Below are 15,633 nucleotides of genomic sequence, written 5' to 3'. Positions count from 1 at the left end.
CTTTGGAGCGGGACATGCCATTTCGACGGGGAAACGAGGCAAGGCGGCGCTGGCGGCTATCGGCAAAGCTGCTGATCGCTGCATCCGTTGCGACCGTCCTCGGCTTTTCCGCGGTCTGCGCCGGCGTGATGTTCGACATGCGCCGCGGCGAGGAACAGCTGGCCCGCCGGACCCTGGAGAATCTGGCGTCAGGCATCGAGGCCGACATCAGCCGCAACCTCGAGCTCTACGACCTGTCGCTGCGTGCGGTCGCCAGCAATCTGGAAATGCCGGAGATCCGCGGCGTCAGCAAGGAACTGCGCCAGCTGATCCTGTTCGATCATGCCGCGACCGCAAAGCATTTCGGCGCGATCCAGGTGTTCGACACCGAGGGCAATCTGACCATCGACGCGGCGAGCCTCGATCCGCAGCCGGAGAACCGCAGCGACGAGGAGTATTTCGCCATCCAGCGCGACCATCCCGACAGCGGGCTGTATGTCAGCCGGCCGATGCTGCATCGCGGGGCCTACGCCATCGTGCTGAGCCGGCGCATCACCGGCGAGGACGGCCGTTTTCTCGGCGTCGCGGTCGGCTCGATCCGCTTCAGCTACTTCCACGATCTGTTCGGGCGGCTGAACCTCACGCCGGGCGACACCATCACGGTGCTGCGCAACGACCGCACCATCATCATGCGGACGCCGTTCGATCTCGACGTGATCGGCAAGAACCTCGCCGACCAGCTGGACTGGAGATCCGAGAACCTGAAGGTGGGCGGCGCGTTCTCCGGCATGGGCCCGGTCGACGACACGCCGCGCCTCTATGTCAGGCGCAGCAGCAGCGGGCCGCTCTACGTGGTGGTCGGCAAGCCGCTCGAAGCGGTCTTCAATCTGTGGCGCACCGAAGCGATCCGCATCGGCACGATCATGGCCGTTCTGGTGCTGTTCGTGCTCAGCGCGACACTGGTGCTCGCCCGCGAGATCGTCCGCCGCGCCGACGCCGAGGACAAGCTCGAGGAGCTCGCGACCACCGACGCCCTCACCGGCCTGAAAAACCGACGCAAGTTCGACACCGAGATCGACCGCGAATGGCGCCGTGCCGGCCGGTACGGCCAGCCGGTCGCGCTGTTGATGATCGATGCCGATCACTTCAAGGCCTACAACGACACCTATGGGCATCAGGCCGGCGACCAGGTGCTGGTGGGAATCGCGATCTGCATTTCGGATGCGGTGCGCCGCGCCGGCGATTGCCCGGCACGCTTCGGCGGCGAGGAATTCGCCGTGCTGCTACCCAACATGCCCGCGCTCGAGGCCTTCAAACTGGCCGAGACCATCCGCGGCAAGGTCCAGCAATGGTGCGAGGGTGAGCTGATCACGACGGTGAGCATCGGCGTCGCCAGCATGCGGCCGCTCGCAGGCCAGCAATGGTCCGACCTGATCGAAGCTGCTGACAAGGCGCTCTACGCCGCCAAGGCCAACGGCCGCAACCAGTCGGTTCTCGCCACCGTGCCGAAGATCGCGCTGGTGGCGTGAGTTCGGCTTCGTACGTTAAACAGCATATTCGGTGTCATCACCCGCGCATGCGGGTGATCCAGTATTCCAGAGGCGCCGGCGCTTGAGCCGAGAAGCCGCGGCGTACTGGATCGCCCGGTCGAGCCGGGCGATGACAGGTGTTGGTTGGGACGCGGCCTTGTATTTTGGCTCTTAGCGAAGTGTTGACCGAAGTGCTGCGCGACCGGCGCCAGTTCAGCCGCGGTGCTTCTTCTTTGGCTTCTTGCCGAACTTCGGTTTCGCGGGCGACACGTCTGGCCAGTGTCCGGCCTGGCCGGACTTGTTCCGATGTTGCTTTTTCTTTCCGAACCTTGGCTCGTCGCCAGATTTCGGCTTCGCGCCTTTGCCGTCCCGGTCGAAGCGGAACGCGGCTCTCGATTCCTGTTTTGGCGCGTAGTCCTCGCGCGAACGGCCCGCGCCTTCGTTCGAAAACGCTCTCGCCTCGCGGTCCGGCTTGCCGCGTCGCTTTGCGGCCGCATCGTCACGCGGCTCGTCGCGGCGCGGTGCGCTGTGGCCGCCGTCATCCTTGTCGCGCCAAGCATCGTGCCTGGGCTTGCGCGCCGGCTTGTCCGCGGGGGCCTGCCGCTGCGGAGCGTCCGCCAGCGGCTCGATGCGAATGGTGTCTTCCTTGTCCGGACGCTTGATCTTGACGGCGAAGGAATCCGCGACCCGCGCGGCGATCTCGAACTCGGTGGTCGTATCCGAGATCTTGATGGCGCCGATGTCGTGCTTGTCGATGCCGCCGCGACGGCAGATCATCGGCAACAGCCAGCGGGCTTCGGCATTCTTTCTGCGTCCGATCGAGGCGCGGAACCAGACGGTGGCCTCCTCCATGCCGTGACGCGGGGACAACTTACCCGTCTTCGATCGCGGCCCGGCGGGACGATCGTCGCGCCGCGAGGTGCGCTCGCCGCGGCGATCGTCGCGGTCGCGGCCCCGGCCCTCGCCGGGATCGAGAATGTCTTCGGGCGCAGGCAGCCGCGCGCGATAGAACCGGGCCAGCGCCGCGGCGATCGCCTCGGGCGACCGTTCGGCAAGCAAGGCTTGCGCGAGCACCTGATCGTCTGATGTCACCTCCTCGGAGAACACCGCGTCGTGCAGCAGGCGGTCATGGTCGAGCTTGCGGATCTCATCCGCCTGCGGCGCAGAACCCCACACCACATCGATGCCGGCGTGATCCAGCAGCAATTCGGCGCGCCGCCGCCGGGCCGGCGGCACCAGCAGGATGCTGACACCCTTGCGGCCGGCGCGGCCGGTGCGGCCCGAGCGATGCTGCATGACCTCCGGGTCTTTCGGCAGATCGGCATGAATGACGAGATCGAGGCTCGGCAGGTCGATGCCGCGTGCTGCCACGTCGGTCGCGACACAGACCCGGGATCGTCCGTCGCGCAACGCCTGCAGCGCCTGGGTGCGCTCGTTCTGGGTCATTTCACCCGACAGCGCGGCCACGGAGAACCCGCGCTCCAGCAGCGCCGCCTGCAAATGCCGGACGGCTTCCCTTGTGTTGCAGAACACCAGCGCGCTCGGCGCCTCATGGAAGCGCAGCAGGTTGACGACCGCGTGCTCGACATCGTCGGCGGCCACCCGGATGGCGCGGTATTCGATATCGGCATGGCCGCCCTCGTCGCCCGCGACCTCGATCCGAAACGCCTGCTGCTGATACTGCTTGGCCAGCGCGACGATGCCGCGCGGAAACGTCGCCGAGAACAGCAGGGTGCGGCGGGTATCCGGCGTGGTCTCGAGGATGAATTCCATGTCCTCGCGGAAGCCGAGATTGAGCATCTCATCGGCCTCGTCGAGGACGACGACCCGCAATCCCGAAATGTCGAGACGGCCGCGCCGCAAATGGTCGCACAACCGGCCGGGCGTGCCGACCACGATGTGAGCGCCTGCGGCAAGCTCGCGCTGCTCACGGCGCGGGTCCATGCCGCCGACGCAGGAGACCACCCGACCGTCCGCATGCTCATAGAGCCATGCGAGCTCGCGCTGAACCTGCAAGGCGAGCTCGCGGGTCGGCGCGACGATCAGCGCCAGCGGCGCGGCCGCCGGCTCGAACCGCTCGGCGCCGTCGAGCAGATCCTTTGCCATGGCCAATCCGTAGGCAACGGTCTTGCCCGAGCCGGTTTGGGCCGAAACGAGCAGATCACGGTCAACGGCGTCGTCCGCGAGCACGGCGAGCTGGACGGGGGTCGGCTGTTCGTAGTTGCGCTCAGCCAAGGCGCGGGCGAGCGGCGGACTTGTGGTCGGAAAGGGCACGGGATGGGAAACCTTGATTGGTCCGGGTGCAGAACGTCGAGCGGGACGACCTGAAGCTGCGTACCCGGCAGGCGGCACAGCCGCATGACGATTTGGGGTGCTTTACGCCAAGAACAACCAAATCACCATGCCCTCGCAGCGGAAAAAGCCGCGGATCAGGCCGGTTGCCCGATCGGGGGCCGGCTGCCGGCGATCCGGTCCATCAATCCGGACAGCCGCGACGGGGGCGGGCTGGCCGCGGCGATCAGGCCGCCCGCTCCGCGCAGCGCGCCGAGCACCAGTTCGCGGGCCAAAAGACGGTCACGCTCATACGGACCGGGCATGCGGAGCGCGCCGGTCTGCGCTGCCGAGAAGCCGAAGCGGCTGTAATAGGCGGCATCGCCGACGAGGATGACGGCGCGGTGGCCGAGCCGATGCGCCCGCTGCAAGGCCTGCCGCATCAGCGCGGCGCCCATGCCGAGACACCGCGCCTCCTCCGCCACCGCGAGCGGGCCGAGCAGCAGGCAGGCGTGACCGGTGCCGGTCACGACGGGCCACAGCCGCAATGTGCCGACCAGGTGGCCGCCGCGGCGCGCGACAAACGCGAGGCCGCGCGCAGGCTTGCGGCCCTCGCGCAGCCGCTCCGAGGTCTTGGCCAAACGGCCAGGACCGAATGCAGCGTCGAGCAGACTGTCTCGCGCCGCCACGTCCGAACGGCGTTCCTGACGGATCGCAACCGGTTTGTCGTTCGGAGAACCAAATGAGGACATCACGCGACCCTCGCCAGATAGATGAAGACCTCGTCGAGATCCCGGCACTTGAAGCGCTCGGCGAGCTCACCCGGACGTCCCATCGCGACGACGCGGCCGTGGCTCATGATCACGACGAAGTCGCAGAGCTGCTCGACCTCGGTCATGTTGTGCGAGGACAGCAGGATGGTGGCGCCGCGGCGCTTCTGATAGGCGCGCAGCCGGCTGCGCACCCACTCGGCACGGTCAGGGTCGAGCGATGCCGTCGGCTCGTCGAGCAGCAGCACGTCCGGATCGTTGATCAGCGCCTTCGCCACGGCGACGCGGGTCTTCTGCCCGGCCGAGAGCCGCCCGGTGACGCGGTCGAGCACGTCGCCGAGCTCGAAATCCTCGATCAGTTCCTCGATCCGCGCCTTGAGATTGGCGACGCCATAGAGCCGACCGAACACGGTCAGGTTCTGCCGCACGGTGAGCCGCCCCGGCAACGCGACATAGGGGCTTTCGAAATTCATCCGGCTGAGCACCTTGTGACGCTCGGTCGCCATGTCGTGGCCCAGCACCATGGCGCGGCCGAAGCTTGGCACCACCAGGCCCATGATCATGGCGATGGTGGTGGTCTTGCCGGCGCCGTTGCCGCCGAGCAGGCCGACGGTCCAGCCCTTCGGCACGTTGAAGTTCACGTCGTCGACGGCCCAATGGCTGCGGTACTTCTTGCAGAGGTCCTCGACTACGATGGCCGGCGCCTCATCGATACCGAGGCCAACAGGTGCATTGTCCTGCGCGGGCGTGGCGTCTGGCGACACCGATGTCAGACGTCTGCGGGGCAAAAAGCGTTCGATGCGGCTCATGGATGTCTCCCCTTACTCGCCCATGGTGAGCAGGCCGCCCTTGTGGCGAGCGCTCTGCAACAGGGCAACGAATGTGGCGAAGCCCATGCCGAGATAGACGGCATTGAGCGCGAGGCATTCGATCATCAGGTCGGTGCGGAAGGTGCCATCGAGCAGCACGGCGCGCATGCCCTCGAACACATAGGTCGGCGTCAGCGACCAGGCGACCGGGTGCAGCCAGAGAGGCAGCGCCTCGACCGGGTAGTAGACGCAGCACAGCGGCAGCAGCACGATCATGATCGAGTAGGCGAGGCTTTCGGCGCCGAGGCCCTGGCGGATCACGAGGCCGGCGACGACGAGCCCGATCGCCCAACTGGTCAGCACGAGGTTGAGGAAGAACAAGATCAGCCCCGGCCCCATCGCATAGACGTTGAAGCCGAACAGCAGCAGCGTCAGCAATGTCACCGGCAACGTACCGATCACCAGCCGGATCAGGCTCATCAGCATCAGCGAGGCCGCAAGCTCGGCCGGCTGCAACGGGCTCATCATCAGGTTGGCGAGATTGCGCGACCAGATCTCCTCCAGGAAGGTGAAGGTGAAACCGAGCTGGCCGCGAAACAGCACGTCCCAGAGCAGGACGGCGCCGAGCAGCAGGCCGGCGGTGGAGGCCATCGCCGACTTACTCTGATAGAGGTAGGTGTAGAGGAAACCCCACACCAGCATCTGCATCGCCGGCCAGTAGACGATCTCGAGCAGCCGGAGCCATGACGAGCGCAGGATGTAGTGATAGCGCGCCGTCATGGCGGCGATACGGTTCAGTGACGAGCTCATAGCGCGCACCCCTGTTGCCAACATCAATCGATCTCGCGGCGGATCGGGCGGCGCTTGCCGACCTTGGGCGGGAACGCGAGCAGCGCGTTGGCCTGCACCCGGACCGGATGCTCGAGGCAGGCGGCGAGCAGATCCTCGAGGTGCGCGACCGAGCCGTGCAGCCGCGACATCGGCGTATCCTGGCCGAGCACGACGCGCGCCTCGACGAGATCGACGCCGCGCTGCACGATCTCGAACTGCGCCAGATGCAGGTTACAGTCGAACATCCAGCGATAGGTTGCATCCAGAATGCTGCCGGCCGGGACCTTGCGGCCGTCGCGGTTGACGAAGGCATCGTTGAGCCGGCCGTCGATGCTGGCGATCTGCGACCAGTTGATGTCAGACGGCGCAGGATTGGCCGGCTGGGTGATGTAGTCGCCCTGCACGTAGCGGATGAACGGCATCGCCTCGTTGAGCAGGTTGGTGATCACGGCGATGCCGGACTGGCCGGGCGCCTGCGGCTGCATCGTGACGGGGTCGAGCACGTCGAGATGCACGGTGTCCTCGCAGACGTGATACTGGCCGTCGGGCATCTCGAGCGCGATCCGCGTCGCTTCCTCGGAGGAATATTCGTCGAGCACGAGCACGCCGAGCTGGCGCGACCATTCCGCACGGGCGGCGCGCGAGGAATATTCCGAATGCGTCACCGCGAGATTGAGCGAAGAGCGGAACTCGTCGACATGCGGCATCAGCGCATCGAGGCTCGACGGATAGAGCGACAGGATCTTCGGCCCGAGATAGCGCAGATGCTGGGCGACGCGGGCCGGCGGGATCAGGTTCGAGATGAAAGCGGTCGGATAATCGCCGCCGATCGAATCGAACCACCACGGCACGGTGTAGACGTGAGCCAGCAAATCCTCGGCGCGGTAATTGCCGCCGCTCTGCATTGCGAACTGGCGGACGCCCTGGATGGTGTCGGTGATGACGGCGTCATAGTCGACGCGGATCAGCAACGTCTGGCCGGACGAGCCCGATGAGCGCGTCGGAAACAGGTTTTCCGGCTTGTACTTCTTGTTGACGCACTGGTCGGGGAAGGCCGCGACCAGCTCCGGCTTGGTGATGACAGGGATCTTCTGGATGTCGTCATAGTCGCGCAGATGCTCCGGCTTGAAGCCGGCCGCATCATACTTGGCGCGGTAGACCGGAATGTCGCGGTAGGCGAGCTCGACCAGCTCCTTGATCCGGGCGAACTGCCGCGCGCGGATTTCCGACACCGGCAGATAGGGATGACGCATGCATTCGCCGAGATAGTTGGCGGTGGCCGCGACCAGCTCGGGTGCTGCGTCATTGGAGGGCTGAAAATCCGGGCGGGTGTGCTCGGTCTCCCAGAACTGGCGCTGCGGCGCGCCGGCCGCATCGGCGGGAACGAGCGACGCGGCGGCTTGATCATGCTCCGGCACCAGAGCAAGGCCGTCATCGGAAACACTGATTGCAAGGGAGGACGTCATCTTCAGCTCCATGATCGACGGGAGGACCGCCCGTTCATGGCGCTATCAATGGCTCGCGGCGCTGGCTCCCGCCGTGACGCGCGTCACACGCGGTTGCACCTCCGCGCAAGCCGATACGTAGGGCGGGTTAGGCGAAGCCGTAACCCGCCTCTGCTTCAGCGCATCGCGTTGCGGCGGGTTACGCTCACGCTAACCCGCCCTACAGGACTGATTGCCTTTGCGCGGCTATTTCCCCCACGTCGCTTTCCTGATCCGCCCCTTGCCGCCGCATTTCTTGCAAGGCTCGGGATAGATCTTCCGTCCCGGCTCGCTCGGCTGCTTCACCGCTGGAAAGCCCGTCCCGTTACACGCGTCACACTTCTCTTCATCGGAAACAAGGTGCTTCACCATCAACCGTCCCGGATAAGAATCCGAAGCCCGCGGGCGCGGGCTTCCGCCACCTATTGAATACGAACGGCGACGGGTCGCGGTTTCAGCTGCATGGCTGCTCTGCGCAGCGACCTGGCAGAGAGATCACGGGAACGACAACGGCACGATCGCCGTTGTCGATCTTCTTCTTGACGCCACGTCACCTCACGCCACGTCACTTCGCCTTGAGCGCCTTGTCGTGGCTCTCGAGTGCGGATGCCATCAGCTTCGGCAGTTGCGCGGCATAGACCTCGATGAAGGTGGCATCGCCACAGGCCTCCGGATCGCGCGCGGCCTGCTCGGCGACGCGCGCGGCCTTGGCCTCGCATTTCGCGAACACGTGCCAGAACCAATCCGGGCTCTTGCCGAGCGCCGGCTTGTGCTTCTTGATGACGGCGGCGCCGACCGCACTCATCGCGTTGACGACGCCGGCGCCCAGCGTGCTGATGGCCCGCGCGTTCAGGATATCCTCGCGCGATTGCGCGGTGGCATTGGTCGCGGTCGCTCGTCCTTTGGCCGGCATGCTTTGAGCTCCTTGTCGATCCCGTCAGCAGGCGGAGCATCGGCCGCGGAAGTTGAGGAAGGTTCAAGGGGCATGGTTGAAAACCGCTATGGATTTCATTCCGGTTTTATGCGCTTCCGAGCTATCGGCCTGGAGGGATTTTTGAGTTCCCGCCAGGCGTGCGATCCGTCAGGAGCCATTACCCATTCGCACGCGGCTACAAGAGCAATGTCGCGCTCTATCCGGCTACTGCGACCCTTGCGCGGCGCGCGCCGCGAACATCGCGAGCAGACGGCCCCAATCGCCTTCGGTATCGAACACGCGGCGCATCTCGGCAGCGCGCGCCCCGTAGCGGTCGAGCTTGCGGTGCTCCAGCTCGACGCGGGTGGCGTCCTTGCCGTCGGCGATGAAGCGCACCTCGATCTCGGTCTTCAAGTTCGGATCGTACTGCCAGTCCGCCGTGATGTCCCACGACAGCACGAGGCGCGACGGCGGCTCCCAGAGCAGCACGCTGCCCCAGTCGCAGGTGCTGCCGTCGTCGCCGCGCTCGTACCAGCGGCCGCCGACGCGGGGCTCCATGATCGCGTCGATCGCATTGGTCTTGCCGATCTTGTAATGCGCGAGCGGCCACCACGTGCCCATCTGCTCGGTGAAGACGCGCCAGGCCACCGCCGGCGGCGCCTCGACATTCATCACCTTGCGGACGCTGTAGGGATCGTAATTGTCGGAGGTCGCTTGCGTCGTCATCGGGATCTCCTCTCTCTTGCGGCTTCGCGTTCGGCCGCTTGCTTGAACGAAGTGAGCGTCTTGTCCCAGAATCCGTCGAGCCAGCCGCGCAGGCTCTCGAGCCCGCGGATGTCGATGGCGTAGAGCCGCCGCGTGCCTTCGATCCGCACCACGGCAAGGCCCGCGTCCTTCAGCACCCGAAGATGCTGCGAGACCGCCGGACGGCTCACCTTGAGGCCATCGGCGATCTCCTGCACCGATCGATTGCCCTCGCGCAGCCGCTTGAACACCAGGCGGCGGGTCGGATCTCCCAGCGCGTCGAGCGCGCGTTCTGCGCTGATCATGATCGCATCGTCCGTTGTCGAAATAAGCGTAAGCTATTGCTTACGGTAAGTCAATACTAACGGATTGTCGCAAATGAAACGACGCGGCTCCGATCGATCGAAGCCGCGCCGTTCAAGCAGTTTTGGCGGTAGTGTGAGGAGCGACCTACGCCCCCGTGACGCGCCAGATCACGTTGCCGACATCGTCGGCCACGAGCAGCGAGCCGTCGGGGCCGAGCGCGACGCCGACCGGTCGGCCGTACGACACCTTCTCGTCGGGCGCGAGGAAGCCGGACAGGATGTCGCGCGCGGGGCCTGAGGGGCGGCCGTTCGTAAACGGCACGAACACCACCTTGTAGCCCGACAGCGTCGAGCGATTCCACGAGCCGTGCTGGCCGATCGCCATGCCGTCGGGGAAACCCGGCAGCGTGCCCGCCGGCATCCAGCACAGACCGAGCGATGCGGTGTGGCCGCCGAGCGCGTAGTCCGGCTGGATCGCCTTGGCGACCATCGCCGGATCCTGCGGCACGCGATCGTCCACAGTCTTGCCCCAGTAGCAATAGGGCCAGCCATAGAAGCCGCCGTCGCGCACCGAGGTGAGATAATCAGGCGGCGTCTCGTCGCCGATGCCGTCGCGCTCATTGACGACGGTCCACAGCACATTCGTGGTCGGCTCCCATGCGAGCCCGACCGGATTGCGCAGGCCGCCGGCGAAGATGCGGCTGGTGCCGGCGGCGAGATCAAGCTCATAGATCGCGGCACGGCCCTCCTCGACCGCAAAGCCGCCTTCCGCGATGTTGCTGAGCGAGCCGACGCCGGCATAGAGCTTCTTGCCGTCGGCGCTCGGCAGCAGGCTGCGCGTCCAGTGCCCGTCGGGCTTGAAGGTGACGAGCTTGCGTCCCTCCGCCGTGATGCGATCGGCGCCCGCGGTGTACGGAAACGCGACCACGCCGTCGGTGTTGCCGACATAGAAGGTGTCGCCGATCAGCGCCATGCCGAACGGCTGGCGTAGCCCCTCCATGAAGGCACCGCGGCTTTCGGCGACGCCATCGCCATCGCGGTCGCGCAGCAGCGTGATGCGGTTGGCGCTGACGCCGAGGGCGGCGGCGCGGCGCATCGTCGCCTGCATCGCATAGTGGAAGACACTGCGCGGCGTTCCTGCGATTTGCGTCGCCTCCGCGATCAGGACATCGCCGTTCGGCAGCACGTTGATCCAGCGCGGATGATCGAGCCCGGCGGCAAAGGCGTTAACCTTGAGCCCTGGCGCTGCGGTCGGAAGCTGGCCCTTGTCCCAGCCCCTTGCCGTCGGCATCTTGAGCGTCGGGATCGCGCCCTGCGACTTCGCCGCCGGGATTTGCGGCGCGCTGCCCCAGGCCGGTGCGGGCTCGGCGCCCTGCATCCGCCGCCACGCCACGGCGCCGGCCCCGATCGCCGCGACGACGCGGGCAAAAACTCCAGACGTGCTCATGAACTTCCCCTGTTATTCGCGTCCCGTTATTGCGCCCTGCCAGGCCGCCGCAGCCCGCCGCAGCATTCGCATAATGCCGGCCCTGATGACAGTAGTTATACGATCTTCGCATCCGCCATCGAATCGACGAGACTGGCTGTACGCTCCCTTGTCAGAGCGTTTTCCTCCCTGAGACCTTGCCCGCCCCGGTCGGCGGGCTTCCTTTTACGAACCGCCCGCCCCTTCGAAGCACCGCGGGCGCGGCCGGCTGCAGGGCGTTATAGCCGGAAACGCATAGCGGCCCAGCACCGAATGCATTCGACCGGGCACAGCGACGGCACGACCGGGCTGGCAACCGGACACGTATGGCGCAGTCAACGGCACCAACCATCCGACGCCGAGCTCGTCGCAGGGCGACGTCGGTCCCGAAGTGAACAACAATGGTATGCTGACCGGCGTCTACCGGCAGTGGTAGCCCACGCAAATCTGAAGACCCGTCGCTCGGTTTGAGCGATGGGCCTTCTTGCCGTTCGGCGGATGTCATGAACGAGGCCGCAGCGATGCGGCTTACTTCACCATCGCGCCGTAGACGATGTCCTGCACGTTCTCGCGATAATATTTGCGCAGCTCGCCGGGAGCAGCGGTTCCCACCACCACCACGAGACGCTCCTTCGGATCGCAGAAGAACTGCGTGCCATAGGCGCCGTTCCAGGTGAACTCGCCAGGATTGCCCGGGACCGACGCCAGGCCCTCGCTGGTCCGCACCGCGACCGCCAGCCCGAAGCCGAAGCCGCCGCGATGCGGCTCAACTGCGGCGACGTTGTTCTTGATCTCGGGCCCGAGATGGTTCGACGTCATGAGGTGCACGGTCTTGGGGCTGAGGATGCGCTTGCCGTCGAGCTCGCCGCCGTTGAGCAGCATCTGTCCGAAGCGGACATAGTCGCCGACGGTGGCGAACGAGCAGGCGCCGCCGCAGTCGAACTTGGTCGGCGTGTCGAGCAGCTTGATGGCTTGCGGCTTGCCGGTGAGCGGATCGTTGGCGAACGGACGCGCCAGACGCACACGTTGGGCGTCGGTCGGGTGGAACGTCGCTTCCTTCATGCCGAGCGGCTTCCAGACATTGGCCGAAAGATAGTCGCCGAGCCGCTGGCCGGAAACCTTCTCGACGACGGCGCCGAGCACGTCGATCGAGAAGCCGTATTCGAACTCGGTGCCGGGCTGGTGCACCAGAGGCAGCTTGGTGATGCGGTCGATGAAGGCCTGAGTGTCGCCCTCGACCGCCGGCGCCGTGCCGTCGGGGTAGAGCCGCGCCAGCGCGCTCGAGCTATCGGGCCGGCCGCCATACATCAGGCCGGAGGTGTGGCGATAGAGATCGTGGATGAAGATCGGCCGGGCCTGCGGCTCCATCGTCAGCGAACCGTCGGCCTGCTGCACGCCCACCTTCATGTCGGCGAACGCCGGATAGAACTCGGCGACCTTCGCCTGCAGCGGCAGCCGCCCCTGCTCCATCAGAGTCAGCCCCGCGACCGCCGCCATCGGCTTGGTCATCGAGGCCAGCGCGAACACGGCATCGATCGGCATCGGCGTGCCCTTGACCGGATCGAGCTGGCCATAGGCCTTGTAGTGCACGAGCCGGCCGTCGCGCGCGATCGCCACCACGGCACCAGGCACGCGCTTGGCCGCGATCTCGCGCGCGAAGAACTCATCGAGCCGCGCCAGCCCCTGATCCGAGAAACCGGCCTGATGTGCCGAAGCTTCCGGCAGCGGCGGCGCGGCATGGGCGATGTTGAAGGCAAGACATGTGGCGGCGGCAGCCGCGGCAATGGCGATCTTTCGCATTGTTTCCTCACCGGGACCGCGGGCGATTGTTATGAATTCGCTGCCCGCTGCGGCAGGCTTAGATCACGCCGGCAAGGGCGACAAGGCGTGGCGGCGCGCGGCGGTGTCGCCGGGGCGCATGTCTGCGCCAGCGAAGAACGGCTCGACCTCGTGCTCGAACGTTTTCAGCGCGGCGCCGATCGCCTGGTGCATGTCGAGATATTTGTAAGAGCCGAGCCGGCCGCCGAAGATGACGTTTGGATGCGATGCCGTCATGGCATGATAGGACGCGAGCATGGCGCGGTCGGCGGCGGTGTTGATCGGGTAATACGGCTCGTCGGTGCGGCCGGCGAAGCGGGAATATTCGCGGTAGATCGTGGTCCGCGTCCCGGCATGCGCGCGCTCCGGATGCAGATGCCTGAACTCGTGGATGCGGGTGAACGGCACCTCGGCGTCGGCATAGTTGATGACGGCAGCCCCCTGGAAATCGGCGACGTCATGGACCTCGCGCGCGAAGTCGACGGTGCGCCAGCCGAGATGACCGCAGGCATAGCCGAAGAAGCGGTCGATCGGTCCGGTATAGATCACGAGCTGGTGCGGGTTGATCCGGTCCGCGACGTCGAAATAGTCGACACCGAGGTGCACCGCGATTCCGGGATGATCGAGCATCCGGCGGAAGATCGCGGTGTAGCCGTCGAGCGGCATGCCCTCATAACGGTCGGCGAAGTAACGGTCATCGAAGGTGAGGCGGACCGGCAGGCGGCCGATGATGTCGGCCGAGAGCTCGCGCGGATCGGTCTGCCACTGCTTCTGCGTATAGCCGCGGATCAGGAGATCGTAGAGCGTGCGGCCGACCGAGGCGATCGCCTTGTCCTCGAGATTGCCGATCCCGGAGGCACCATGCGCCGCCGCCTCCGCCGCGATCACGGCACGCGCGTCGCCCGGCGACATGATGCGGCCGAACGCGGCGCACACCGTCGCAAGGTTGATCGGCATCGAATAGACGCGGCCGTTCGCCACCGTGAAGACGCGGTGACGGTAGTCGGTGAACTCGGTGAAGCGGTTCAGATAGCGCCAGACGGTCTCGGAATTGGTGTGGAAGATATGCGTGCCGTAGCGGTGCACCTCGACGCCGCTGTCGGAATCGACTTCCGAATAGGCGTTGCCGCCGATATGCGGACGGCGGTCGAGCACGCAGACCGAGCGGCCGAGCCTGCTCGCCACCTGCTCGGCGATCACGGCGCCGAAGAAGCCGGCGCCCACCACGACGACGTCGAAACTCTCAAGCTGCATGTGGCCCCCGCCCCGCGCGGGCCCGGGCGGTAGCCCGCCGCGTCATCCCGACGGAGCTTCAACGGCGCGGGAGCCGACTTCCGGCGAAGATTTTGGTTAAGGCCGCGATAATTCCGTGCCCGGAACAGCGGGCTCGGCCGTTCAACTGACAGCATGCGAGGCGCTGGGTTTATCCGCGCGCGCAGCAACAGCATCATACGCGGGGGCCCGATGTCCGTAATCTGCGTCCTGTATTCCAGCAACACCACCTATGATTCGCTGCGCGGCATCCTCGCGATGGCGGCCGCCGAGCTCGACCGGCTCGGGCATGAGGTCAAGATGCTCGACCTGCTGGCGCCGGATTTCTCGGCCCGGCTCAATGCGCTGTTGCCGCGAAAGACCGAGACGATGGCGCTCGGCTTCTCCGGCATCGGGCTCGATATCCACACCAAGGACGGCCGGCTGTTCTGGGACGTCGCCCAGATCCCGGTCTTCACCTGGTTCTGCGACCACCCTTGCTATTTCGCCAAGCGGCACGGGCTCGAGAGCCGCTATGCCGCGCATGGCTACGTGTTTCCCGACCACGCCACGTTCAACCGCGATCATCTGGGCGCCAACGGCGCCATGTTCGCGACCCATATGGGCATCCCCGATCCCGGCTTCTTCGGCGGCCTGCCGCCCGAGCAGCGCAACGGCCGGCTGATCTTCGCCAAGTCCGGCTGGAATCCGCTGGCGCTCGAGCGCGGCTGGCGCAAGACGATGCCGCCAAAACTGTTCGCGCTGCTGTTCGATGCGATCGCCGAGGCCCGCGGCAAGACCTGCGGCGCGTTTCCAAAAATCATCGTCGACGTGGCCGAGCGGCATCTGGTCTATCTGAAGCCGGGCGGCGACCTGTTCAACGTGATCCTGACCCGGCTCGACAACTACACCAGAGGCGTCCGCACCCGCGAGGTGGGCGCGGTGCTGGCCGACTATCCGGTCGATTTCATCGGCGGCGGCTGGAGCGATCTCGACGTCAGCGGACGCTCGGCCCGCGTGCTCGGCGCGATGACCTTCGATGCGATGCGCGAAGGCCTCGGCAGCTATCTCGCCGCGGTCTCGCTCAATCCCAATATCGACCTGTCGGTGCATGACCGGGTTTTCTTCGCGCTCGGCGCCGGCACGGTGCCGGTGTTCGACGCCAACCGCTTCTCCGCGGCGGAGATGCCGCATCTGGCCCGCTACAGCTTCGGCCAGGACACGACAAGCGTCGCCGCCGCCGTCGAGGCGCTGCTGGCCGATCCCGTCGCGGCGCAGGCGGCGACCGCCACCACCATGAGCGAGCTCTATCCGCGCTTCTCGATGCAGCGGTCGGTGCAGGACATCCACGAGATCACGATGTCGATCGCGGGCGCGGCCGGCGCCAACCTGTTGCCGGCTGAGCCGGTACCGGCAGGCGTCTGGACGCCGAAGCAGGCAGCCTGACCGCACGCTCGCCATTGC

13 protein-coding genes are annotated in these 15,633 nt (G+C 66.3%); 2 read left to right on the top strand and 11 right to left on the bottom strand.

All coding sequences use genetic code 11. From position 1 onward, the window contains the following. Nucleotides 1-14 precede the first annotated feature (14 nt). Nucleotides 15-1,508, top strand: a complete 1,494-nt coding sequence (locus Q0030_RS16105; RefSeq protein ID WP_298368729.1) for a sensor domain-containing diguanylate cyclase — start codon at nt 15-17, stop codon at nt 1,506-1,508. Nucleotides 1,509-1,721: 213 nt separating this feature from the next. On the opposite strand, the gene Q0030_RS16100 is transcribed toward Q0030_RS16105, so the two are convergent. From Q0030_RS16100 to glf, 11 genes are all read right to left on the bottom strand, one after another. Further along, entirely contained in the window at nt 1,722-3,782 is a 2,061-nt protein-coding gene (locus Q0030_RS16100; protein ID WP_298368726.1) for a DEAD/DEAH box helicase, read from the bottom strand. 155 nt (nt 3,783-3,937) lie between these two features. Beyond that, nucleotides 3,938-4,531, bottom strand: coding sequence for an N-acetyltransferase (locus tag Q0030_RS16095; protein WP_298368724.1), 594 nt, complete (start codon nt 4,529-4,531; stop codon nt 3,938-3,940). Continuing rightward, nucleotides 4,531-5,358: an ABC transporter ATP-binding protein gene (locus Q0030_RS16090; protein WP_298368721.1), complete on the bottom strand. Its 828-nt coding sequence runs from the start codon at nt 5,356-5,358 to the stop codon at nt 4,531-4,533. Before Q0030_RS16090 ends, Q0030_RS16095 begins: the two co-directional genes overlap by 1 nt. A gap of 12 nt (nt 5,359-5,370) precedes the next feature. Beyond that, nucleotides 5,371-6,168, bottom strand: a complete 798-nt coding sequence (locus tag Q0030_RS16085) for an ABC transporter permease (protein ID WP_298368718.1) — start codon at nt 6,166-6,168, stop codon at nt 5,371-5,373. Between the two features lie 23 nt (nt 6,169-6,191). Next, nucleotides 6,192-7,655, bottom strand: coding sequence for a hypothetical protein (locus Q0030_RS16080; RefSeq protein WP_298368716.1), 1,464 nt, complete (start codon nt 7,653-7,655; stop codon nt 6,192-6,194). 583 nt (nt 7,656-8,238) lie between these two features. Beyond that, nucleotides 8,239-8,586 carry a hypothetical protein gene (locus Q0030_RS16075; protein WP_298368713.1) on the bottom strand — a complete coding sequence of 116 codons (348 nt, stop codon included), beginning with the start codon at nt 8,584-8,586 and terminating at the stop codon, nt 8,239-8,241. Nucleotides 8,587-8,811: 225 nt separating this feature from the next. Beyond that, nucleotides 8,812-9,312: an SRPBCC family protein gene (locus Q0030_RS16070; RefSeq protein ID WP_298368712.1), complete on the bottom strand. Its 501-nt coding sequence runs from the start codon at nt 9,310-9,312 to the stop codon at nt 8,812-8,814. Continuing rightward, on the bottom strand, nt 9,309-9,635 hold the full coding sequence (locus tag Q0030_RS16065; RefSeq protein WP_298368710.1) for a metalloregulator ArsR/SmtB family transcription factor: 327 nt from the start codon (nt 9,633-9,635) through the stop codon (nt 9,309-9,311). The genes Q0030_RS16070 and Q0030_RS16065 overlap by 4 nt, the downstream gene beginning before the upstream one ends. A 145-nt stretch (nt 9,636-9,780) precedes the next feature. Next, the gene (locus Q0030_RS16060) at nt 9,781-11,082 is read right to left on the bottom strand and encodes a sorbosone dehydrogenase family protein (protein WP_298368709.1); all 1,302 of its coding nucleotides are present in this window, start codon (nt 11,080-11,082) and stop codon (nt 9,781-9,783) included. Nucleotides 11,083-11,628: 546 nt separating this feature from the next. Next, nucleotides 11,629-12,900 (bottom strand): serine hydrolase domain-containing protein, encoded by a 1,272-nt coding sequence (locus tag Q0030_RS16055; RefSeq protein WP_298368706.1) that lies wholly within the window; start codon nt 12,898-12,900, stop codon nt 11,629-11,631. Nucleotides 12,901-12,963: 63 nt separating this feature from the next. Continuing rightward, on the bottom strand, nt 12,964-14,172 hold the full coding sequence (gene glf / locus Q0030_RS16050) for a UDP-galactopyranose mutase (protein ID WP_298368704.1): 1,209 nt from the start codon (nt 14,170-14,172) through the stop codon (nt 12,964-12,966). A gap of 210 nt (nt 14,173-14,382) precedes the next feature. On the opposite strand from glf, the gene Q0030_RS16045 reads away from it, so the two are divergent. Next, nucleotides 14,383-15,615, top strand: a complete 1,233-nt coding sequence (locus tag Q0030_RS16045; protein ID WP_298368700.1) for a hypothetical protein — start codon at nt 14,383-14,385, stop codon at nt 15,613-15,615. Nucleotides 15,616-15,633: the final 18 nt, after the last annotated feature.

Origin of the sequence: uncultured Bradyrhizobium sp. (genome assembly GCF_947648125.1) — a bacterium.
Lineage (GTDB): Bacteria > Pseudomonadota > Alphaproteobacteria > Rhizobiales > Xanthobacteraceae > Bradyrhizobium.
This window is presented reverse-complemented; position numbering and strand designations above follow the sequence as displayed.

What these genes read in the sequence shown, in the direction of transcription:
- Q0030_RS16105 (WP_298368729.1), top strand. Translation starts at nt 15, where the DNA reads ATGCCATTTCGACGGGGAAACGAGGCAAGGCGGCGCTGGCGGCTATCG.
- Q0030_RS16095 (WP_298368724.1), bottom strand. Translation starts at nt 4,531, where the DNA reads ATGTCCTCATTTGGTTCTCCGAACGACAAACCGGTTGCGATCCGTCAG.
- Q0030_RS16090 (WP_298368721.1), bottom strand. Translation starts at nt 5,358, where the DNA reads ATGAGCCGCATCGAACGCTTTTTGCCCCGCAGACGTCTGACATCGGTG.
- Q0030_RS16085 (WP_298368718.1), bottom strand. Translation starts at nt 6,168, where the DNA reads ATGAGCTCGTCACTGAACCGTATCGCCGCCATGACGGCGCGCTATCAC.
- Q0030_RS16080 (WP_298368716.1), bottom strand. Translation starts at nt 7,655, where the DNA reads ATGACGTCCTCCCTTGCAATCAGTGTTTCCGATGACGGCCTTGCTCTG.
- Q0030_RS16075 (WP_298368713.1), bottom strand. Translation starts at nt 8,586, where the DNA reads ATGCCGGCCAAAGGACGAGCGACCGCGACCAATGCCACCGCGCAATCG.
- Q0030_RS16070 (WP_298368712.1), bottom strand. Translation starts at nt 9,312, where the DNA reads ATGACGACGCAAGCGACCTCCGACAATTACGATCCCTACAGCGTCCGC.
- Q0030_RS16065 (WP_298368710.1), bottom strand. Translation starts at nt 9,635, where the DNA reads ATGATCAGCGCAGAACGCGCGCTCGACGCGCTGGGAGATCCGACCCGC.
- Q0030_RS16060 (WP_298368709.1), bottom strand. Translation starts at nt 11,082, where the DNA reads ATGAGCACGTCTGGAGTTTTTGCCCGCGTCGTCGCGGCGATCGGGGCC.
- Q0030_RS16055 (WP_298368706.1), bottom strand. Translation starts at nt 12,900, where the DNA reads ATGCGAAAGATCGCCATTGCCGCGGCTGCCGCCGCCACATGTCTTGCC.
- glf (WP_298368704.1), bottom strand. Translation starts at nt 14,172, where the DNA reads ATGCAGCTTGAGAGTTTCGACGTCGTCGTGGTGGGCGCCGGCTTCTTC.
- Q0030_RS16045 (WP_298368700.1), top strand. Translation starts at nt 14,383, where the DNA reads ATGTCCGTAATCTGCGTCCTGTATTCCAGCAACACCACCTATGATTCG.